Consider the following 18,397-nt stretch of genomic DNA (forward strand, 5'->3'; position numbering starts at 1 on the left):
TTCACACTTCACTTTCGATTAAAGATGCGTATAATTTTACATAATCTTCCATTCTCTCTTTAGAATCAAAGTTTTCATGAGCGAATCGTATACATGATTTTGAATAATATTTCTTCCCGTTTCGTCTGATTAAGCTTATTTTTTGTCTAATATCATCAAAAGTATCTATTATATACCCACACCCCTCACCTATGATTTCAGGATTCGCAGTTGAATTATTTGTTATAACCGGAGTCCCGCAAGCTAGGGCTTCCGCTGAAACTTTACCAAAGGACTCCTCTATAGATAGATTTATAAAGACATCTGCCATTGAGTAATACCCTACTAATTCCCCAATATCATGAGTTTCTGGTATATTAATTATATTTTGCGGTAACCTTATATTTTCATTTACTCTTCCAACTAGTACAATATATTCATCTTCTTTTAGGATATTAGACAACTCAATAAATTTATCAAGCCCTTTATTATTACTCCACCCACTTGCTACTCCTAGGATAATAAATTTATCCTGAAGTTTGAACTTTTCATTTAATGATGCATCAACGACAGGATGAAATGTATCCAGGTCTATCCAATTGTAGATAGTCTGTACTATTGCTCCACTTGTTACAGTTGAGTGTTTTGCTTCTTCTGAGATCCAGTTTGATACACCTACAAAAGCAACTCTAGGAATATTAGTAAACCATTTTATTTGATCACTAAAAAGTAACTCACTTTTGTCAAAAAACCAGCTGGGATTCCCCATCTTGTTTTTATTTCTGTTTTGTTTTGAGAATCCATCTCGCCAGTCATAAAATTCATCTTTAAAATAATGTGTATGACCTCCAGAATAAAACCAACAATCATGTAATGTGATTACTGTTGAGATATCATTTCTTGCTAAATAATCGAATAGTATAGGTAGGTTAATAAAGTTTCCATGTAGATTTCTTAGATGAACGATATCTGGTTTTATGGTTTCCATCCACTTGATAAGTTTTATTGTGCTGTGTTTAGAAAAATATCCTTGTTTGCCAGAAATTCTGGATAAAATCCCGTGAAGTTTCCTATCGATTTTATTCCCAATCTTAAAGCCTTTGCTATATGGTGAACCGTCTGAATAAGCTACGTATGCTTCATGACCATTTATATTTAAATAATTAGCTAATTCTATAGTCGTTCTTCCGGTACTACGTATGCCATTCACAGCATTAATCTGCAATACTTTCATTTTTCACTTCCTTTACTAAAGAACTTAAATCTTGATATAAGTTATTTTGAATCTCATAGATTTGATGATTTCTTTTTCCACAGGACCAGGCTTTATCTGCATATTCTTTCAAAATATTGCTATTTAATTGAATTTCATTCAATAAATTCGATATATTATCTGCATCCGTTGCGACCAAAGCAGCATCATTCTTTATCAAGTAGTCTATACTTGCAGCCCTATCCCATCCGATAGCCATTAAGGCTCTCCCACTATTTAAACAATCTACTATTTTCGTAGAAAAGGATAGTCTTGTTTTTTCCTTTTCTACATCATCAAAAGACTCTAAATGAAGGACTACATCACCACTCATAAGAGTATCTTTGACTTGATTCGACGGGATTTTCCCTTTGAAAATCGACGCACCTTCGATTATCATTTTTTCTTTCATTTCTTTTGTTAGTGTATATTGTGAATAAATAACTAGCACGAATTTGTTTTTCACTTTGTTGATTTTACTAATTTCTTCTGCTAGTATCGATAAAGTTTTCCATCTACCGTATAGTACTGATCCGACATAAATTATTTTTATTGGCTCGTCTTCTTTTGGCAATGAATAGTCAGGTTGATTAGAAAAATTAGCGCCTTTATGTAACAGTTTCATTTCTTTGCCTATCTTTTTTTGATATTCTTCTTGTTGCAGCGTCGATATACAATAATTAATATCTGCTAAGTTTGTACTTTTTATAATTGCTTTAAATCTCATCTTATTATAAACAGAATCAATTAGACCTTTGCTCTTATTAGTAGATAAGTAATCGTCTGCATGAAATAAAACAATTTTCACACCAACTTCTTCTTTTATATACCATAGCAATCTATGCACATACGGTGTAGAAAATGCAGGTGCAAAAATAACATCTGGCTTAAATTCATTTAGAAAATTATTCAGAAGTTCGCTATTCCATCTACCCAAATGCCATAACAATTCTTGACCAAATAACGCAATTTTTGAGCCCTTGTTTCTAAAGAAACTGTATAATTTTTCGTCTGTTTTTGTATCTAAGACATGTTCTAAATTGGATTTATTTTGTTGTATTTCAAAATATGTACCTATGTCTAAATTTCTTCTAAACAAAGTCATTAATACATCTTTATCATTAATACGAAAATACTTAGTACATACATTATTTGATGGATTTGTTGACCTTAAATATAAATGGGCAATTTTTTCGCTCGATATACTTGAAAACAAGTTTGAAAGTGTATTCCCTAAGCTATTTGTATCATCCCATGGACTTCTACTTAATATTAATATTCTCATCTTATTCACTCACTTCTGACTGTTTACATTATTTTTTATCATCCTAAACTTGCCACTTTGCTCTCTCGGAATTTCATCAACATGCTTTATATTGATTTTCGTTCCTTTACCAAACTTATGCAAAAATTCATCTTCTAGCATTTCATCATATTCAGGCTTATATATTTTTTTATCTACTTCTAAAAGTATGGTAATTTCATTCATTTCATCTTGTATTGTTTGAGCTCTTATTAGGGCATTTGGCATATTCTTGAATAAATTCGCCACATTACCACCATTTATTTTTGCTCCGTCTGAAGTATATAAAAAGTCCAGTTTTCTTCCTTGAATCGCTTTAACTATAGGACTATCCATGCCACACATACATCTTGTATTATCTGAGTCAAAAGTCATTGAATCTCCAATCCGATACCTGATTAGTGGGGTTCCATGAGTGGTAAAACTCGTTACAAGCACCTCATCACTATTTTCTTCAAATTGCTCAAATACTCCTGATGCCAACTCTACATGTAAAACCTGCTTTTCACATTCTGTCACAAAAGGTGCACCTTCACTAGATGCGTACTGATCATACACTTTACAACCGAATACTCTTTCCAGTAATTCTCTACCTGAGTCAGTCAATGTTTCGGATGTCGGGAATATAGCGACAGGATTAAATGTCAGTTTTATGTTATGCCTTTCAATATATCCAGCTACATCACACATAGACATAAAGAAACCATCGATTGCATCAGGCTGAAATTTATTTAGATTTTCTACATAAAACTTCATATTTGCTTCAGTAAGATGAAATGAAGAATAAATCATCTGTTTGCAAGCCGCATTATATCGCCAAAAATTTTTCTTTTTTTGATTTGGCGGAACAATATGCTTTCCGTTAAATGTTGCTCTTTTCATCTTTAAATGCTCAAATCCTACTCTTGATTTAAAATGGTCAAGCATAGCCATTCGCTTCATCATGTCTTCAGGTGTCATCAATACTACCAGTGATTTACCTGTAGTACCTCCAGTATGTCCTTCTACAGCACCCATGCGTTCAACCGTATTTACTTGATTGATATTTGCTCTAATCATTTCCTTATCAACTATCGGAAGCTTCTTTATATCAGACATCTGTTTAATGCTATTTATATCAATATCTCGATACAATTCTTTGTAGAAAGAACTGTTCTCATATGCATAATTGATAAAATCGATGAACTTATCTTCTTGAATTTTAAGTTTTTCATTCAAAGTAAGCTTATCAAACTTTTCAAGAAATTCTCTGTGTTCGTAATAGACTTTCCCGTATCTTGTTCTATTACGTAGGTATCCCGAAATAGAAACCATTAGATTTTGAAAAAATATTGGTGATTTATCATAGAAACTTTCTAAAAGACCCATTATAAATTCTCCCTATACCATTCTATTGCTGCTTGAATTCCTGTTTCAAAACTCCAACTAGGATCATATCTTAGCATCTCTTTAGCTTTGCTTATATCAGCATTACTATGCTTTATATCACCTTTTCTATCTGGTCCAAAGATTGGTTCAATGTCTTTCCCAAGTGCTCTACAAAGAGAGTTGTAGACATCAATCAAATATTCTCTTCCCCCGTAAGCGATATTAAATGCTTCTCCGGCAACTTCAGAGGATGCCTGGCAAGCTTTTAGATTCGCCTCTATCACATTTTCGATATAAGTGAAATCCCTGCTTTGCTTACCATCGCCATTTATTGTAGGTTGTTCGTCCTCTAGCAATTGCTTAATGAATTTAGGCAATACAGCAGCATATGATCCATTTGGATTTTGTCTCTTTCCAAAAACATTAAAATATCTTAGCCCATACGTATCGAGACCGTACAATTTTGAATAGAGCCTACCGTACTCTTCATCTATTTTTTTAGTGAGCGCATAGGGAGATAAGACATTCCCCTCTCTTCCTTCTCTCTTTGGAAGATTTGGTTCATCACCATAAACTGATGAACTCGAAGCATAGACAAATTTTTTAACGCCTTTTTGTCTAGCAGCTTCCATCATATTAAGAGTGCCACGAATATTGATTTCTTCATAGAGCAATGGCATTTCTATACTTCGAGGTACACTCCCCCATGCTGCTTGATTAAGAACATAATCTACACCTTCACAGGCTTTCAGACATGTTTCTAAATCACGAATATCTCCTTTAATAAATGAATAATTCGGATTATCAATAAATAAATCAATATGTTCTTGCTTACCGTTAGATAAATCATCTAAACATCTAACTTGGTATCCTTTATTAAGTAACACTTCACAAAGATTAGAACCGATAAATCCAGCTCCGCCTGTTACTAGAAAGACACTCTCTTTTTCAAATACGATATCTTCATAACCCATTCTTATATACGACCTCTCTTTACAATCTCCAGTACTTATATCCTACTTCTTCATATTCTTTTTTATTTAGTATCCCTTTGATATCAATGATTACTTTGTTTTCATTTGATTCTTTTTTGAACATTTTATCAAAATCTTCTTGAGATAGATTTATGAATTGGTCATGTCCAACTGCCACAACAATAGCATCTGCCTCTTGTACATCTGCTATTTCATCGAAGGTAATTCCATATTCGTGTTTAGCTTCTTCTGCATCCGCTTGTGGGTCTGCAATCATTGGTGTTATTCCATATTCTTTTAGTTCTTCTACAATATCAATAACTCTTGTATTTCGTGTATCTGGACAATTTTCTTTGAATGTAAATCCTAAAATTGCAACTTTTGCCTCTTTCACTGGAACATTTGCTTTAATCAGATTTTTTATTAGATTCTCAACAACATATTTACCCATATCATCGTTAATTCGTCTTCCAGAAAGAATAATTTGAGAATGATAGCCCATTTGTTCAGCTTTATACGTAAGATAGTAAGGATCGACTCCAATACAATGTCCTCCGACTAGACCTGGTGAGAAGTTCAAAAAATTCCATTTTGTACTAGCTGCTTCAAGAACTTCTTTTGTATCGATTTCCATTTTATTAAAAATAATCGACAGCTCGTTCATAAAGGCAATATTGATATCTCGTTGAGAGTTTTCAATAACTTTCGCTGCTTCAGCAACTTTAATAGACGCTGCTCTGTGAACACCCGCATCTACAACAAGTTCATAAACTCTTGCAATTACATCTAGAGATTCTTCATCCATACCGGAAACAACTTTCACGATTGTTTCTAGTCTATGCACTTTATCTCCTGGGTTAATTCTCTCAGGAGAATAACCTACTTTAAAATCTTTACCACATTTCAGCCCAGACTCTTTTTCTAGAATAGGAATACAAATTTCTTCTGTTACTCCTGGATAGACGGTTGATTCAAAGACCACGATTGATCCTTTAGTAAGATTACGTCCAACGGTTCTACTCGCAGATTCTACTGGTTTTAAATCAGGAGTATGATCTGAATTAACTGGCGTAGGAACCGCTACAATATGAAACTTCGCTTCTTTAAGTTTCTTCTCATCTGAGGTAAATTCCACAGTTGTTTCTTTAATTACTTCATCGCCAACTTCTTTGGTTGGATCAATTCCTTGTTTGTATAAATTTACTTTTTCTTGACTAATATCAAATCCAATTACTTTAGCTTTTTTTGCAAATGCTACAGCAATTGGCATTCCTACGTATCCTAGTCCTATAAGTGAGATTTTTTCTTGTTTATTTTTGATTTTTTCATATAAATTCATTTTGATAGCTCCTTCTAACTATAGTATTTCCATAGTTCTCATAATAGATTGATTGATCAACTTCACGTCATACTTCTCTTTTACAATTTCTAAGTTTCTTTGTGCCATCTCTTCATTTAATACTTTATTTACTATTAAAATTTTCATCTTTTCTACTAAACAATTAATATTTTTAATCGGAACAAGAAAACCGTTATATCCATCTGTAACCGTTTCTCTACACCCAGGAGCATTAGTAGTAATAATCGATCGACCCACTGCCATCGCCTCAAGAACGGTTTTTGGAGTTCCTTCGTGATAGGATGGTAATACATAGGTGCTGCACTGTCTTAAGTAAGGTCTCACATCGCTTTGTTCCCCAAAATATTCTATAATTCCTTGTTCAATAAATGGTTGTAATTCTTCTGGTAATAATGCTGAAGGGTTACTGTCATACGGTCCCACCAATAGGCATCTTACTTTAGGATCGATTAATTTAATTTGTTTACATGCTTCTAGATACTCCATAACTCCTTTATCCCTTATCAATCTACCAATAAATAAGAATGTAGGGTGGTCAGGTAATGGTTCCGATTTAAATTTTTCAAGGTTCACACCAGATCCATTAATAATTACCGTTTTATCTTCTTTAACTAGTCCATTATGTATAAATTCATTTTTATCATCATTATTCTGAAAAAAAACATTCTTACTTGCATGACATGCTAAACGATACTCTGTCATCATGATTGCTCTAACTAATCTATTTTTAAAACCTTCACCTCTAAAAACAGAACCTAGTCCGGCAATTAACGGATATACTTCCGAAATCCCATTTGCTTTTGCAGCCAGACTTCCATATACTACTGTTTTTGCTTGATATGTGAATACTTTATCCGGTTTTTCCTTCTTCATAAATTTCTTTAATTCTCTATAAGTTCTCAAATCATTAAATGGATTTATACCATTTCTCTCAACATAAATTTGCTTATAACGAATACCATATTCATTAAATTTTTGACTCCAAATAGATTCCGGCTCGGGGCCTAAAGCAATAACAGAATGACCCTTTTTTATAAAATCCTTCATCATATCCATACGAAACCAAAAGAGTGATGAGGTATGACTAGAAAGCACGGCTATTTTCATTTATTATTGGTCTCCTCCTGCGTAGAATCTAAGACATCACGTATATCATTATCTATTCTTCCAGTACCACCTTCAACAACGCCATCACGTCTTAACACACTAAAAATCGTACCAAAGAAACAACGAACATCCATTGGAAAACCAATCTTTTCTGCATATTCTCCGTCCAGTCTTGCTTTAACATCAATTTCAAGTTCGTCACGCCCGTTAATTTGTGCCCAACCGGTCAATCCAACTGGTACATCATTGGCACCATATATATCTCTAGCTTCAATTAAATCGAATTGATTCCAAAGGGCTGGTCGTGGACCGATAATGCTCATCTCCCCTTTAAAGATATTAATGATTTGTGGGAGTTCATCTAAAGATGTTTTACGTAAGAACTTTCCTACTTTGGTAATCCATTGATCCGGATTTTCTAAAAGATGAGTCGGCATATCTGATGGTGTATCAATACGCATTGTTCGAAACTTTAATATATTAAAGTGCTGCTTATGAATCCCTACCCGTTTTTGTTTAAACAGAACTGGACCTGGTGAATCGAGTTTAATCGCGATGATCAGTAATAAAAACACAGGAGATAATAAAATAAGTCCAATACCGGATAAAACAAAGTCGATGACACGTTTGATTTTTAAATAAATCATAGTTGGTTCCTCCTGTTTAAAGTTAATAAAATTTAACGATTAGCAAATGCCACAACTTCTTTCGCTAACAATCGGTCTTCTTCTGACAAACTCTCAACAAAATCCATCACTTCTTCAAGTTTCGCACCTTTGATATTTCCAACAAAAATTTTATCAAAGACTTGTTGATCGTTGCGCTCTTCATCGAGTAGCAATTCTTCATATAGTTTTTCCCCTGGGCGAATTCCGCTTTCAACGATTTTAATCTCATTTTCGGTATAGCCGCTCAGTTGAATCATATTTTTCGCTAGATCAACGATTTTGACTGGTTCACCCATGTCTAAGACGAAGATTTCACCCCCGCTTGCTAATGCACCTGATTGAATCACGAGGCGACTTGCTTCGGGAATCGTCATGAAGTAGCGTGTCATACGAAAATCGGTAATCGTAATCGGACCACCCTTGGCAATTTGTTCCCGGAATACCGGGATGACACTACCGCGTGAACCTAAGACGTTACCAAAGCGGACCGCTGAAAATTTTGTTTGACTATTTTCATTGAGTCCGGTCACAATCAGCTCCGCAATGCGTTTGGTTGCGCCCATCACGTTTGGTGGGTTATTGGCTTTATCGGTTGAAACCATCACGAATTTTGCGACACCGGCGGCTTTAGCAGCTTCGGCGACATTTTTTGTACCGTAAACATTGTTTTTAACGGATTCTCTTGGATTGGCTTCCATCAACGGTACATGCTTATGCGCGGCCGCATGGTAGACAATCTGTGGTTGGTGCTCGGCCATGACGTCCATCATCCGCTCTCGGTCTTGCACGTCGGCAATGACTGGGATGATTTTGGTCGTTTTTGACGCAAACGTTTGACGCAATTCACGTTCAATTAGATAAATCGAATTTTCGCCGTGCCCCAATAAAATTAAGGTTTTCGGCGTAAACTGCATCACTTGGCGACAGATTTCTGAACCAATCGACCCACCCGCTCCAGTGACCAGAATCACTTTATCCGTCAGTTGGTCTTTGATTTGTTCAATATCAAGTTTGACTTCTTCTCGTCCGAGTAAATCCACAACGTCAATCTTTTTCAAGCGAGAGATACTGACTTTCCCTGAAGCCAGTTCTTCCATTGACGGCATCGTATTGATTTTGACGGGCGTCGTTTTTAATAAAGTAATCATTTCGCGCAGCCGTTTAGGCGTCAAGGATGGAATGGCAATTGTCACCATGTCGATTTGATGCTCTTTAATCAAATCAGGCAAATCTTCAATCGTTCCTTTGACTTGAATGCCTTCTAAATAAATCCGTTGTTTGTTTGGATCGTCATCAATCAGACCAATAATGTCAATTTCATGAGCGGTGAGCGAATGCGTCACACTATTAATTAAGATGCGTCCTGCTTCTCCCGCACCAATAACTAGTGTCCGTTGTGCCTTTTCGCCTCGATCTTTGCGCCAACCGTTTTTGCGTTCGATATACAGTCGCCACATCAAGCGACTCATTACAATCAGCAAAGTACTGACTAAAAAAATAAACGTCATCATGCGTTTGCTAAAAGAACCATAAAATAGCCAATTCAAAAACAAACTACTAACTGCCATTGACGTTGTCGTTAAAACGATGGCGATAATTTCTTGTAAATTCGTATAGCGATTCATCCGAGTGAAGACTTTAAAGAGAACACCAAAGACAAAATACATCCCGGTCGTAATCAACATCATCCCCGGTAAAGAGGATACTTCGAGTGAAACAAAAGGATCCATAAATAAATAGGCAAATAGATTGGAAAAAAGTAAAATTAAAAAATCGACGAGCGCAATAATCAAAATTTTCCGTTTTCTTGTTAAAACAAACACCCGAACTCCCCCTAAAACAATCCAAATTTTTTCTTTTTCACTTCTGTATAACTTGGATAAGAGACCTCATCACCATTAACGAGGTCTCTAGCGACCTGTTGCATCTGCAAGACTTTTTCTTTGCCCCATTCTTGCTCGATGATTTCATAGGCTTCTTTTAAATAAAAACGACGCTTTGAGATGCCGTGTGCATCCGAAGCGACCATCTGGACGAGATTATGTGTTACCATCTCGTGCGCTGTCTTTTGAATGTTTTTGCCGAAAATACCGACAATGCTTGGTGCAGTTAGTTGCGCCAAACAGCCCATCTCTAAAAACGGGATTAGGCGATTAGGATCTTCGCGAAACATCGCATTGCGTTCTGGATGGACAATTACAGGAACCTTGCCTAATGTTCGGAGTTCAAAAAATAATGACTCACTATAAGCCGGAACGTCCATTGTCGGGAATTCCAACAGTAAATAGGTATCAGTCAGATCGGTAAATAACAGTTCATCTTGGTTTAATAACGTGAGGAGTTCGCCCGTGACATGCACCTCTTGACCTTCGAGTAAGGTCAGTGGGAGGTGACGTGCGTCAAGGACGGATTGTAAGTGGTGAACAGCCGCAATGATTGACTTTTTATCATTTTCATAGCGTCCGTTGTTGTGATGCGGGGTACATAAGAGGTGGGTAATGCCTTGTTCGATGGCTTGTTCCGACATTGCAAGGCTTTCCTGTAAGCTTGCGGCTCCGTCATCGACTGCGGGTAAGATATGGCAATGTAAATCGATCATGCGTATTCACTTCCTTTCTCACTTGAATATTTAAATTCTTTTTAAGTTCTTTTTAAGGAAACTTGTTTTTAATAGTAATAGTAGCCTTGGTCACGAGTGTGTGTGGCACCGTTATAGACCACACCTAAGACTCTAGCTTGCACTAACCCAAGTGCTTCTTTGGCTTTCGCGATTGACTCTTTGCTTGTCACATTTTCACGAACGACGAGTAGCGTCCCGTCGACCTTCGAGGACATGATTTGCGCATCGGTGACAGTAATCACTGGTGGCAAATCGAAAATGATAAAGTCATAGACTTGTTTGAGCTCCATCTTCACTTGATCCATGCGTTTAGAGTCGATTAATTCAGACGGGTTCGGTGGTTTGGGACCACTCGTTAATACGTCAAGATTCTCGACAAACGTCGGTTGACAACTTTCAACGGCCGATTGGTTCGTACTTAAGACCGTACTGAGTCCTCTCGCGTTCGGTAAATGAAAGGTTTGATCGACGGTTGGTTTTCGCATATCCGCATCTACTAGTAAGACTCTTTGACCTGATTTGGCAAAGACAATCGCTAAATTCGCAGCGGTTGTTGATTTTCCTTCACTCGGTCCTGAAGAGGTGATTACCATTGATTGCAAGCGACGATCAACCGAAGCTGCAAATTGAATATTCGTTCGGATGGTGCGATATTGTTCAGAAATGGGAGAAGACGGATTGGTTAACGTAATGAGTCCAACCGCTCGTTTCGATGCTTCTTTGTTTTGTTTTTTTGACATTCGCTTCTCCTCCTAGACTTTCGAGCGACTACGACGTCCCGCTTCACTCGTAGGAGTTGTCGGTTTTGCCGTTGGTTTATTCGCTGGTTTCGGTACGTATTGGGCATTGATTTCTTTGGCACTCATCAGTGGGACGGTTCCAAGAATCGTAAGTTCTAGATTCTCCGAAATAAAACGTGGGTCTTTGACCGTGCGATCGAGTAGTTCAAAGACAAAGGCTAATCCGACACCGACCATCATTCCGAGCACAAGACCAATCGCTAAGTTCAATTGATTGTTTGGCGAAATCGGGTTCGGACTTGCTACCGCACGGGAAACAATTGTAATTTCTTCAACGTTCGTTAAAATGTCTTTGACGGTTTCTTTAAAGACTTCCGCCGTTGTATTGGCAATCGCTTCAGCGGTCATCGCATTATCGGCCGTTGCTTGAATCGAGAACATTTGCGAATTTTGCGCTTGAACGACTTGTAAGGCCCCTTTAATTTGGCCCGTCGTCATCTTAATATCATGGTCTGCGGCTAAGCGACGTTGGACTTCTTCCGCTTGTGCGTCCCCTTGTAAAATAATATCTTTATAGGTGTTTAACATTTGTAAATTAAAGTTAATATCATTTACCGTACTCGTTTCTGATTGTGGCAAGGACACGATCAGTTGGGCACGTGAGCTATACTGAGGTGTCACGAAGAAGAAGGTGAATCCTCCCGCAAGTGCTAATCCGATAAAAGTACTTAATAAAATGGTTGTGATACGTTTACGCAAGAGATCAAAAATCTCTTTTAAGCTAATTGTGTCTTCCATAGTTTCTCTACTTTCTCTACTAAATGACGAGGCATTTATTTTTTTGTCGTGCAGGTGAGTTCAGAAGCATTGTTACCGAATCGATGCGTTGTTTAACATCAACGCGTTCAGCTTGTTTCTTCATTAGTATCCCATTTGTTCGCTAATTTGCGATAATTGGGTTTGGAACTGTTCTTTTAGTTCGGGATTACGAACTTGCGCGACGCTATCGACGGCATTTAAGTAACGCTCATACGTCGCTGCTTCCGTTACGATACCATCTTGGAGCATTTCGTCAAAGCTCTTCGTTAACGCGTTCGACCGACTGACTTGCGCCTCGGCATAATCTAAATAGTCATTCATGAGCGTCGCCCATTGTTCGCCTGGTAAATCCTTAACGGCATCACGTATTTTGGTGATTTCATCTAGCGTGACATCTTGACGAATCACTACGTCGTTAGTTGCGACTTCAAGATTGATGGTGTCATTCGTAAAAAGATTGGTGAGAGACGTTTGAACATCGATTTTCTCCCGTATAAGTAGAAGTTGCGCTTGAAGTTCGGTTTTTTCTTGACTTAGATTTTCCGCATTGCTTGGCAAATCGCTCGCGTTAAGGGAAAAGTCCGCCGCCGATACTTTCAGGCGTTCTAGTTGATTTTCAATAGTAGTGACTTGCGTTACGGTTAACGTCGGTTGCAATAAGTCTTGTGTCTCATCGACATATGCTTCCTCAATCGCCAATCGGACGCTTTCAAGTTGTTTTTGTTGACTGTGGATGGTGTTGACAGCCTGTTCAATTCGTTGCGCCTCCTGGGATTCTTTGGTTCTCATATACCCTAGGACATTCACACCGATGGCAATCAGAGCGACAATGAAGACACTCACACCTTTGAGCCATGGATTTTTCATTTGAAGTACTAACCTCCTCCTATATAACTTTTTTTATCTACAAATTGTTATCGTTGATTGCTTCTATTATATAGAATTCTTACACTTTAGCAAACCTTTTCTTGGATTTTTATTCAAAGTAAAAACCGAACAATCGGCTTTCACAGAATAAATCGATTTCATCAAATCGCGCAACGAATGCTTTCTATTACTTTTTAAATGGTCTATTTGATATAATTATCGTTTTATTTTTTCGATTATATATTTTAATTTTTGCTGGTTTAACGCTAATTTTCTGTATACCAACGGAAATGAATGAACTGTTATTTTATGAATTAAAATGACTAGTTCGATCCCTTTTTCTAGGAGGATCAACAAGTTTCATTGTATCGTGCTTTGTTACGTTGTTTTTCGGGAGTTTCTGAGAAGCTTTACATTTATTGTTAGTGAATATGATTTTTTGCGGTTTGGACGGAGAGCATGGTTTGAGGACTTTGGATAGGTAGAAGAATTTTCTTGCAGTTTTTTGAATTGTTTTGTATTCTAAAATAAATTACTAAATAAACAGTCCTATATTATTAAAAGCTAAGAAGATCGATGCGCTACTGGTCTATTAATTTCATTTAGATAATGTAGCTCACAACTATCTGTCTTAATCGCTTATGAGTGTATATAATACATAAGATTCCGCTATTTATATTACTATTTTTTAGAATATACTATTTATCTACACACATTTTGATTTCTCCCAATATAAACGAACCAAAAAAGAGCAAACATCGTTTGCCCTTTTTGTCATTTTATAACCAATAATATTATTTTAACGTTGGCCACAGTTCACCATTCTCTTTTATAAAGGCATCTAATAATTGTTTTGCAACTTCCATGCTTGGAACTGTTTTATTTAAAGTAAAGGCTTGTAATGCCTTTTCGTAACTTCCTTCAATAGCTGCTTCAACAATTAATTTTTCGCTATTTAACTGTTGCATCATTAATCCTTGTTGGAACAATGGTACAGGATTTTGTGCAATGACTTCTGGTCCCTTTTTCCCAATATATGCTGGGACTTCTACCATTGCATCATACGGCATATTTGGTAACGCACCTCGGTTTTCAGTTATCACTAAGAATCGTGCATGAGTATCATTTTTTAAAGCAATCGCTAAATCACTGATCCAATCTCCGTGTGAACCTGCATAAAACGTATCTTCTTTTAATTCTCCGGTTGCTAAATAATGATCAACTCCTGCAAATAAGTCTCTTTCACGACCGTTCATTACCTCATTAGCACGAGTATATGTTGGATCCTGATGTTCAACGGTTTCTTTAGAGAGTAAGTAGTACGTTAAATACGTATTAGGTAAATAATCTGGAAAACTTTCCATCATGGTATACACAGATTCCCAAACATGTAACCAGCTACTTACCGCATGGCGGTCGCCCGTCGACTTATTTTTCCGAATTTTCTCTAGATGTTGCGGCGGTAATAAAACTTTATTTTCTTTAATATATACTTTGATTTCTTCAAGTAGATCACGGCCTTTATAATCAATCGACGTAAACCAACCAAAATGATTCAATCCAAAATAATCATAACGGATATTGCTTACATCCTTGATATTTAATGAGGCAGCAAGCATATCTATAATCGCAATTGGCATATCACAAATATTAATAATACGCGCATTCGGACGTAGCTTACGACACGCTTCAGAAACAATTGCTGCGGGATTTGAATAATTTAAAATCCAGTGATCTTTTTCTGCATATTTTTCAACATCATCGATTACTTTAATCATTGGTAAAATTGTACGCATTCCGTACGAGAGTCCTCCAGTTCCACAGGTTTCCTGCCCAACGCACCCAAAACGTAATGGTACTTTCTCATCTAATTCACGCATCTTATATCCGCCTACACGCATTTGAGCAAAAATAAATGTTGCACCCGTATAAGCTTCTTTCGCACTATTTGTAACGGTCAATTTAATATCACATTTAACGTCCTCTTTTAAAATCCAATCTACTACAACAGCTACTTTATCTTGACGTTCCTTATCAATATCGAATAAACAAATTTCTGCTAATTCTAATTCCTCTGCTCTTAACGCAATTGATTTTACAATCCCTGGAGTAAATGTACTTCCTCCACCTACAAGTGTCACTTTTATTTTTTTCATTAAATTTTCCTCCTACATTCCAAGTTCTTTTTTTACTTCATAACTTATATCTGTCACATTCAAACCAAATATGATCTGAATATCATTATCTTTTTCGACAATTCCACTATGTTCCAACTGATTCATTCGTTCTTTGTCTAATTTTGTGGCATCATTTAATGTTACACGTAAACGAGTAAAGCAATTATCGACACTTACAATATTTTCTTTATTACCTAAAGCCATGATTAATTCTTTAATATCGTTGTCTGTTGTTTCGTCATTTCCATCCTGTTGATTTTTTGCAGACACTGAAGTAACTGGAACAACTTCATCTTCTCTACCTGGCGTTTTTAAATTAAATTTTTTGATTAAATAACTGAATAAGAAAAAGTATAACAATATTTGAATGACGGCTAATAACATCAGTAAGGGCCACTTCGTTTTCTCTGCTCCAAGTGCAATATTTAAAATGATACCACTCAACCCATTTGTACTCGCACGAATTCCCAACAGATTAATGATTACCATAAAACTACCCGCAATCACTGCATGTAAGAAATATAAAACAGGTGCTGCAAAAACAAATAAGAAATCTATAGGTTCTGTAATCGATACCATAAAGGAAGTCACTACTAAAGGTATCAACATCGCTTTAATACGATCTTTGTTTTCTGGTTTTGCCGTATAAATAAAAGCTGCAACGATTCCGATATAACCAAACGTTTTAGTAAAGGCTGTCGTCATCCAACGCACCGTATCCGAAAATTGGGTGATTGCTGGATTGCTCATTTCTGCCATGAAAATGGCATAGGCACCTGAAATTGTTTGACCACCCATTTCGATTGTGCCACCTAGCGGCGAAAATTGGAACGGAGCATAGATCAAATGATGTAATCCAGTTGGTATTAAAATTCGTTCTAAAAATCCATACAAGAATAAACCAAAATTTCCTGTTTCTGAAATTAGATTAGCGACACTTTCAATAGCATATTGAACTGGAGGCCAAATAAATGTTATTGCAAAACCAAACGTAATCATAATGCCAATTAACCAGAGTAAACTCCATTTTGCACCCGCCCACATCTGTAACCAAGCTTGCGAGAATTTCTTATCCGAGGTACGATTATAAACTGCTCCAATCACAAAACCTAGAATGATTCCTCCAAACACTCCAGTATCAAGCACTTGAATCCCTAAAACGTTCCCCTGACCAGTTCCAATTAATCCCAACATTTCTTGTGGTTCAGCTAGCTTACCTAATGCAGTAAGAGTAGCATTATTGGCAGTTAGGAAGATTAGTAATGATATAAAAGCTAAAATAGCGGCTTGATGTTTTTCTTTTTTTGCTACAGCAGCAGCAATTCCGATACAGAATAACGTCGATAGATTATTAATGACAACCATCATTCCTTGATAAATTAGCATTCCTAACATTTGAATAGGACCCCATTGTAAAAATGGTAAAATTCCTACAATCGTTTTATTTGTAATTAGTACTCCGATTACCATAACAATACCGATAACAGACAGATACATGAGTGGTTGAACCATCGTTTTAGAAATAGTTTCTAATACGCTCATCACTTTTTTTTTCATTTTATTACTTCCTCTCAGTTTTAATTATTAATAAACTTCGTTAGATGCATCAGTATATATATAAGTTCTTGTATCGTTAGTTCGTGATCAAAATTCTCTTTTACCATTTTTTTGTAAGCATCTGCAAAATGTAGATGCTTTTGATTTTTTTCTACCAATAATTCATAAACATCTTGATAATTATTTTCATCCAACGTTTTCTTTAAAAATACTCGTTGCGCTAAGAATTTTAAATGTGTTATTAAACGCATTGAATCAAATTCACTTTGAAGAATTTGAATATCATATAATTCTTCAATACATATAATAGAGTGTTTTACAAACCTTAACGTATCAACTGTTTCTTTTGAATCAAATCTATGTAAAGAATTAATGACATGTAGTGCAATGTATCCGGCTTCATTTTCGCCCAAATCAACATTGAAATGAACTCGTAAATATCGAACTCCCCATTGACCAATAGCAAACTCTTTTGGGTAGTAGGATTTAATCTCTTGTAACATTAAATTGGTTGTTTGAAGCCCTTCTTCAAATCGTTGAATAGCAAAACTAATATGTTCAGTTAATGCCATAATAGCTGGAGCCGTTACCTCCATTCCCAAATCTTTTGCATGTTGTAAAATTTTTTCAGCAGCAACAAAATACTCCTCTTGTGTACCTTGGAATAAATCAAGAAATTTTGTTTGTAAATTCGATTGGACATAATAAATTTTTTCCGCTTGTTTTTCATCTATTGAATCATTTATTTTTTTGTTAAATCCAATACCTGAACCAATAATAACGGCTTCTTTATTATCTTTAGTCAGAATTGCTACTGCATTATTATTGTATACTCGGACAATCTTCATTGTTTACTCATCCTTTAATCCATATTTAAAACAGTGACGTCATCTTTTCCTCCTAAAACTCTCCCACTCGTTTGAATATGCTCGATTTTATTATTTTGGAGATTTAAATAGACTAAAAATGTTGTTAAATCAACACCTTCCTCTTTCATGCCTTCCTTATCAAAATTAATTAACAAATCTCCTTTTTTTACTTTTTGTCCTTTCATGACATTCGTTTCAAATCCTCTTCCCCCACGTTTTACCGTATCTATCCCAATATGTATTAATACCTCAATACCTTCTTTACTCTTTAACCCCAACGCATGTTTTGTATCAGAAACTAATGTTACTTCCCCATCACAAGGAGAAAATATTTGATTCGCTTCCGGATAAATGGCCACTCCTTCTCCCATTAGTTTTTGCGAGAAGACAGGATCATTACACTCTTCGATAGGGACTAAAACTCCGGAAACAGGACTCACAAATACCGCTTTTTTCTTTTTTAATAAAAACATATGCATTCCTCTTTTCTTTTTTCCGAATAAAATAAAAAAAGGCATGAGACAAGTAAACACTACACTAGTTTATAAACCAGTATCAGTTAATTACTTGATCTCATGCCTAATTAAATAGTCACACGGATTATTGATGTGTTTTCATTATAGATTTTGATTTAAAAAAATGCAAGCCTTTTCTTTAACAATTTTTCAATCGAATAAAAATACGTTGTAAAGATGAGATATTATTGACTTTGTTTCTTACCTCATCCTTTAGCTAGT

Annotated in this window: 16 protein-coding genes; all 16 read right to left on the bottom strand. The window is 36.0% G+C overall.

Annotation, left to right across the window (positions count from 1 at the left end):
- Position 1: 1 nt before the first annotated feature.
- A complete protein-coding gene (locus RU93_RS08580; protein ID WP_071875207.1) occupies positions 2–1,213 on the bottom strand; it encodes a glycosyltransferase in 1,212 nt (403 codons plus the stop codon).
- Positions 1,194–2,516, bottom strand: coding sequence for a glycosyltransferase (locus RU93_RS08585; protein ID WP_071875208.1), 1,323 nt, complete (start codon positions 2,514–2,516; stop codon positions 1,194–1,196). The genes RU93_RS08580 and RU93_RS08585 overlap by 20 nt, the downstream gene beginning before the upstream one ends.
- 9 nt (positions 2,517–2,525) lie before the next feature.
- Positions 2,526–3,902 carry a phenylacetate--CoA ligase family protein gene (locus RU93_RS08590; RefSeq protein ID WP_071875209.1) on the bottom strand — a complete coding sequence of 459 codons (1,377 nt, stop codon included), beginning with the start codon at positions 3,900–3,902 and terminating at the stop codon, positions 2,526–2,528.
- A complete protein-coding gene (locus RU93_RS08595) occupies positions 3,902–4,876 on the bottom strand; it encodes an SDR family oxidoreductase (RefSeq protein WP_071875210.1) in 975 nt (324 codons plus the stop codon). The genes RU93_RS08590 and RU93_RS08595 overlap by 1 nt, the downstream gene beginning before the upstream one ends.
- 19 nt (positions 4,877–4,895) lie before the next feature.
- The gene (locus tag RU93_RS08600; protein WP_071875211.1) at positions 4,896–6,215 is read right to left on the bottom strand and encodes a nucleotide sugar dehydrogenase; all 1,320 of its coding nucleotides are present in this window, start codon (positions 6,213–6,215) and stop codon (positions 4,896–4,898) included.
- A gap of 18 nt (positions 6,216–6,233) precedes the next feature.
- Positions 6,234–7,343, bottom strand: a complete 1,110-nt coding sequence (locus tag RU93_RS08605) for a glycosyltransferase family 4 protein (RefSeq protein WP_071875212.1) — start codon at positions 7,341–7,343, stop codon at positions 6,234–6,236.
- Positions 7,340–7,987, bottom strand: coding sequence for a sugar transferase (locus tag RU93_RS08610; protein WP_281246336.1), 648 nt, complete (start codon positions 7,985–7,987; stop codon positions 7,340–7,342). The genes RU93_RS08605 and RU93_RS08610 overlap by 4 nt, the downstream gene beginning before the upstream one ends.
- 35 nt (positions 7,988–8,022) lie before the next feature.
- Complete coding sequence (locus tag RU93_RS08615) at positions 8,023–9,834, bottom strand: polysaccharide biosynthesis protein (protein ID WP_071875214.1); 1,812 nt, start codon at positions 9,832–9,834, stop codon at positions 8,023–8,025.
- 11 nt (positions 9,835–9,845) lie between these two features.
- Positions 9,846–10,610 (bottom strand): tyrosine-protein phosphatase, encoded by a 765-nt coding sequence (locus RU93_RS08620; RefSeq protein ID WP_071875215.1) that lies wholly within the window; start codon positions 10,608–10,610, stop codon positions 9,846–9,848.
- Between the two features lie 68 nt (positions 10,611–10,678).
- Positions 10,679–11,371, bottom strand: coding sequence for a CpsD/CapB family tyrosine-protein kinase (locus RU93_RS08625; RefSeq protein WP_071875216.1), 693 nt, complete (start codon positions 11,369–11,371; stop codon positions 10,679–10,681).
- Between the two features lie 12 nt (positions 11,372–11,383).
- Complete coding sequence (locus RU93_RS08630; RefSeq protein ID WP_071875217.1) at positions 11,384–12,169, bottom strand: YveK family protein; 786 nt, start codon at positions 12,167–12,169, stop codon at positions 11,384–11,386.
- A 123-nt stretch (positions 12,170–12,292) separates the two neighbouring features.
- A complete protein-coding gene (locus tag RU93_RS08635) occupies positions 12,293–13,057 on the bottom strand; it encodes a hypothetical protein (RefSeq protein WP_071875218.1) in 765 nt (254 codons plus the stop codon).
- Positions 13,058–13,851: 794 nt separating this feature from the next.
- The gene (locus RU93_RS08640; RefSeq protein ID WP_071875219.1) at positions 13,852–15,213 is read right to left on the bottom strand and encodes a family 4 glycosyl hydrolase; all 1,362 of its coding nucleotides are present in this window, start codon (positions 15,211–15,213) and stop codon (positions 13,852–13,854) included.
- 12 nt (positions 15,214–15,225) lie between these two features.
- Positions 15,226–16,791 carry a PTS transporter subunit EIIC gene (locus RU93_RS08645; RefSeq protein WP_071875220.1) on the bottom strand — a complete coding sequence of 522 codons (1,566 nt, stop codon included), beginning with the start codon at positions 16,789–16,791 and terminating at the stop codon, positions 15,226–15,228.
- A 20-nt stretch (positions 16,792–16,811) separates the two neighbouring features.
- Complete coding sequence (locus tag RU93_RS08650) at positions 16,812–17,639, bottom strand: PRD domain-containing protein (RefSeq protein ID WP_071875221.1); 828 nt, start codon at positions 17,637–17,639, stop codon at positions 16,812–16,814.
- Positions 17,640–17,653: 14 nt separating this feature from the next.
- The gene (locus RU93_RS08655; protein WP_071875222.1) at positions 17,654–18,133 is read right to left on the bottom strand and encodes a PTS sugar transporter subunit IIA; all 480 of its coding nucleotides are present in this window, start codon (positions 18,131–18,133) and stop codon (positions 17,654–17,656) included.
- Positions 18,134–18,397: the final 264 nt, after the last annotated feature.

Origin of the sequence: Enterococcus aquimarinus (assembly GCF_001885765.1) — a bacterium.
Taxonomy (GTDB): Bacteria; Bacillota; Bacilli; order Lactobacillales; family Enterococcaceae; genus Enterococcus_I; species Enterococcus_I aquimarinus.

Coding starts and splice junctions, on each gene's coding strand:
- RU93_RS08650 (WP_071875221.1), bottom strand. CDS start 17,639: ATGAAGATTGTCCGAGTATACAATAATAATGCAGTAGCAATTCTGACT.
- RU93_RS08600 (WP_071875211.1), bottom strand. CDS start 6,215: ATGAATTTATATGAAAAAATCAAAAATAAACAAGAAAAAATCTCACTT.
- RU93_RS08625 (WP_071875216.1), bottom strand. CDS start 11,371: ATGTCAAAAAAACAAAACAAAGAAGCATCGAAACGAGCGGTTGGACTC.
- RU93_RS08580 (WP_071875207.1), bottom strand. CDS start 1,213: ATGAAAGTATTGCAGATTAATGCTGTGAATGGCATACGTAGTACCGGA.
- RU93_RS08655 (WP_071875222.1), bottom strand. CDS start 18,133: ATGTTTTTATTAAAAAAGAAAAAAGCGGTATTTGTGAGTCCTGTTTCC.
- RU93_RS08585 (WP_071875208.1), bottom strand. CDS start 2,516: ATGAGAATATTAATATTAAGTAGAAGTCCATGGGATGATACAAATAGC.
- RU93_RS08630 (WP_071875217.1), bottom strand. CDS start 12,169: ATGGAAGACACAATTAGCTTAAAAGAGATTTTTGATCTCTTGCGTAAA.
- RU93_RS08620 (WP_071875215.1), bottom strand. CDS start 10,610: ATGATCGATTTACATTGCCATATCTTACCCGCAGTCGATGACGGAGCC.
- RU93_RS08595 (WP_071875210.1), bottom strand. CDS start 4,876: ATGGGTTATGAAGATATCGTATTTGAAAAAGAGAGTGTCTTTCTAGTA.
- RU93_RS08640 (WP_071875219.1), bottom strand. CDS start 15,213: ATGAAAAAAATAAAAGTGACACTTGTAGGTGGAGGAAGTACATTTACT.
- RU93_RS08645 (WP_071875220.1), bottom strand. CDS start 16,791: ATGAAAAAAAAAGTGATGAGCGTATTAGAAACTATTTCTAAAACGATG.
- RU93_RS08590 (WP_071875209.1), bottom strand. CDS start 3,902: ATGGGTCTTTTAGAAAGTTTCTATGATAAATCACCAATATTTTTTCAA.
- RU93_RS08605 (WP_071875212.1), bottom strand. CDS start 7,343: ATGAAAATAGCCGTGCTTTCTAGTCATACCTCATCACTCTTTTGGTTT.
- RU93_RS08635 (WP_071875218.1), bottom strand. CDS start 13,057: ATGAAAAATCCATGGCTCAAAGGTGTGAGTGTCTTCATTGTCGCTCTG.